This window comes from Mesorhizobium sp. M5C.F.Ca.IN.020.29.1.1 (assembly GCF_003997375.1).
Taxonomy (GTDB): Bacteria; Pseudomonadota; Alphaproteobacteria; order Rhizobiales; family Rhizobiaceae; genus Mesorhizobium; species Mesorhizobium wenxiniae.
On sequence record NZ_RZSW01000690.1, the window covers coordinates 1 to 2653 of the forward strand.

2 protein-coding genes and 1 pseudogene are annotated in these 2653 nt (G+C 64.4%); 2 read left to right on the top strand and 1 reads right to left on the bottom strand.

Annotation, left to right across the window (positions count from 1 at the left end; translation table 11 throughout):
• A pseudogene (locus tag EOA85_RS32140) lies at positions 1-586 on the top strand (DNA mismatch repair protein MutL); the annotation flags it as partial.
• Positions 587-738: 152 nt separating this feature from the next.
• Here EOA85_RS32140 and EOA85_RS32145 read toward each other — a convergent pair.
• Entirely contained in the window at positions 739-1632 is an 894-nt protein-coding gene (locus tag EOA85_RS32145) for a DMT family transporter (protein WP_127212414.1), read from the bottom strand.
• 89 nt (positions 1633-1721) lie between these two features.
• On the opposite strand from EOA85_RS32145, the gene EOA85_RS32150 reads away from it, so the two are divergent.
• The gene (locus EOA85_RS32150; RefSeq protein WP_082982519.1) at positions 1722-2648 is read left to right on the top strand and encodes a LysR substrate-binding domain-containing protein; all 927 of its coding nucleotides are present in this window, start codon (positions 1722-1724) and stop codon (positions 2646-2648) included.
• Positions 2649-2653: the final 5 nt, after the last annotated feature.

Sequence of the window (2653 nt, forward strand, 5' to 3'; positions counted from 1 at the left end):
GCTTGGCATGGCGCTGCGCGCCGCACGCGCGCAGGTGCACGAGAACTACATCGTCGCGCAGACCAAGGATTCGCTTGTCATCGTCGACCAGCATGCAGCGCATGAGCGGCTGGTCTACGAGGCGCTGAAGAACGCGCTGCATGCGCGCGCCGTGCCGTCGCAGATGCTGCTTTTGCCCGAGATCGTCGACCTGCCGGAAGAGGATGCCGAGCGGCTTGCCATGCATTCCAGAACGCTGGCCCGCTTTGGGCTCGCCGTCGAGCGCTTCGGCCCGGGTGCGGTCGCGGTACGCGAGACGCCGTCGATGCTCGGCGAAACCAATGTCCAGCAGCTGGTGCGCGATCTTGCCGACGAGATCGCCGACAACGACACGGTCGACACGCTGAAGGAGCGGCTGGACAAAATAGCCGCGACCATGGCCTGCCACGGCTCGGTAAGGTCCGGCCGCCTGCTCAAGGCCGAGGAGATGAACGCGCTGCTGCGCCAGATGGAGGCGACGCCGGGGTCTGGCACCTGCAACCATGGACGGCCGACCTACATCGAGCTGAAGCTTGCCGATATTGAGCGGCTGTTTGGACGGCAGTGAAGGACCCAGGGCGCAGACCCCCACCCGGACCTTCGGTCCGACCTCCACACAAAGGGGGAGGTAGGGAGCCAAGCCTTACCCTCCCCCATGTGGGGAGGGTCGCTGCGAAGCAGCGGGGTGGGTCCGAAAAGAGACAGTCCCAACCCTCAGATTCACCTCTTCAAATTCACCACGATCACGCCTCCCAGCGCCAGTGCACCACCGAGAATACCGAGTAGCGTCGGTACCTCGCCCAGCCAGAAGAAGCCGATCAGCGTCGCCACCGGCGAAACCAGATAGAGGAAGTTCGAGGCACGGGCTGCAGGCAGACGGGAAAGTGCTGTTGCCCAGGCGGCGTAGGCGATGAGGCTGGGCACGATGCCGAGAAAGATCACGGCGCCGAGGCCGGCGCTATCGGCAACCGCCGCCTGCTTCAGGCTGCTCGGCAGGAAAGGCAGCAGGCAGAGCGCGCCGAGCACCATGTTCGAGGCCGAAATGGTCAGTGGATGATGACGGGCAAATAGCGGCTTTTGCACGATGGTGTTGACGGCCGAGCACAGCGCCGAGCCGAGGATGAGCAGCGCGCCGTTGTTGAAATGCAACCCTTGCCCCTCGCCCATGGCGATGATGCCGATGCCGGCGAAGGACAGGAATGTGCCGGCCCAGGCCAGGCCTGAGAAGCGTTCGCCGAGCAGCACCATCGCCATGATCGCGGTAAAGATCGGGCTGACATTGATGATGAAGCCGGCAGCACCAGCCGAAACGGTCAGCTCGCCGAAATTGAGCATTGCCGTGTAGAGCGCAACGAAGACGGCGCCGCCGAAGGCAAAGCGCCAAATCTCATCGAGCCGGGGCAGCGCCGGCTGCTTGACGGCGAGGAAGATCGCCGCCGGCACCGCCGCGATGGCGAAGCGCAGCGCGCCAAGTTCCAGCGGCCCGAAAGCCACGAGGCCGGCGCGGATCGCCGGAAAGGCGGAGGCCCAGCCAACCACTGTCAGTGCCACAGCAATGACTGCTGTGGTGTCCATCCGCTGTGTCGAATTCAATGTGCCGGTATAGGCGTTCATCTCGTACCCTCGGGCCTTTATTGTCCTGAAGACACAAACGCCTTTCCTGGCCGGTTGACAAACGACCAAATCGAGGATCACCTGTGACTATGGATCACAGCTCGGATGCGATGTTGCCGCTTGAAACCCTGCGCGCCTTCGACGCCGCTGCGCGGACGGGCAGCTTTTCGGCCGCTGCCGAAAAACTCAATCTCACCCATGGCGCCGTCAGCCGGCAGATCGCCAAGCTCGAGGACTGGCTCGGGCTGAAAGTGTTCGATCGCGGCGCGCGCGGCGTTTCGCTCACGATCGAAGGCAACCGGCTGCATCTGCGCACCACTGAGGCCTTTGCGCTGATATCCAGCAATTCGGACCGCTGGATCGAGCCGCGCGGCACCGCCGTGGTGCGGCTGACCTCTATCCCCTCCGTCAGCGGGCTGTGGCTGATGCCGCGCATGGCGGCGCTGGAAAACAACCCATCCAAGCTGCGCATCGTGCTCGACGTCGATATCCGTCAGGCGGATCTTGCCGACGAGGGCATCGATCTGTCGATCCGCTGCGGCCGCGGCCGCATTCCCAGCCGCGTCTCGGTACAGCTGTTCGAGGAACATGTGTTTCCGGTCGCCTCGCCGGACCTCGCTAGGGAGATCGGCCGTGGCGACCCAGCCCGGCTGCTCAAATTTCCGTTGATCAATGATTCGGACGCTTCGGCCTGGCGCGCCTGGTTTGCCGCCCAGGACATGGACTATCGCCCGCGTCCACAGGACCGCCGCTTCGAGGACTACAATCTGGTGCTCGATGCTGCCGCCCACGGCCTCGGTATTGCGCTGGCGCGGCCGCCAATGATCGAGCATCAACTGAAGTCAGGCCGCATCGTCGCTGTGGACGACCGCATCGTTCTCAGCCCGATATCCTACTGGCTAGACCGGCCTATAGGGCGACCGCGCGCCGCCGCCGCCGAGCTTGCCCGGCGCATTGCGGCCCAGGCCGGGCTGGCGCCGGAAAAGATCGAGGATTTCATCGTAGCCGAGCAGTAGGATGC

Excerpts from the sequence above, each read along its gene's own strand:
- EOA85_RS32150 (WP_082982519.1), top strand. The coding sequence starts at position 1,722 with ATGGATCACAGCTCGGATGCGATGTTGCCGCTTGAAACCCTGCGCGCC.
- EOA85_RS32145 (WP_127212414.1), bottom strand. The coding sequence starts at position 1,632 with ATGAACGCCTATACCGGCACATTGAATTCGACACAGCGGATGGACACC.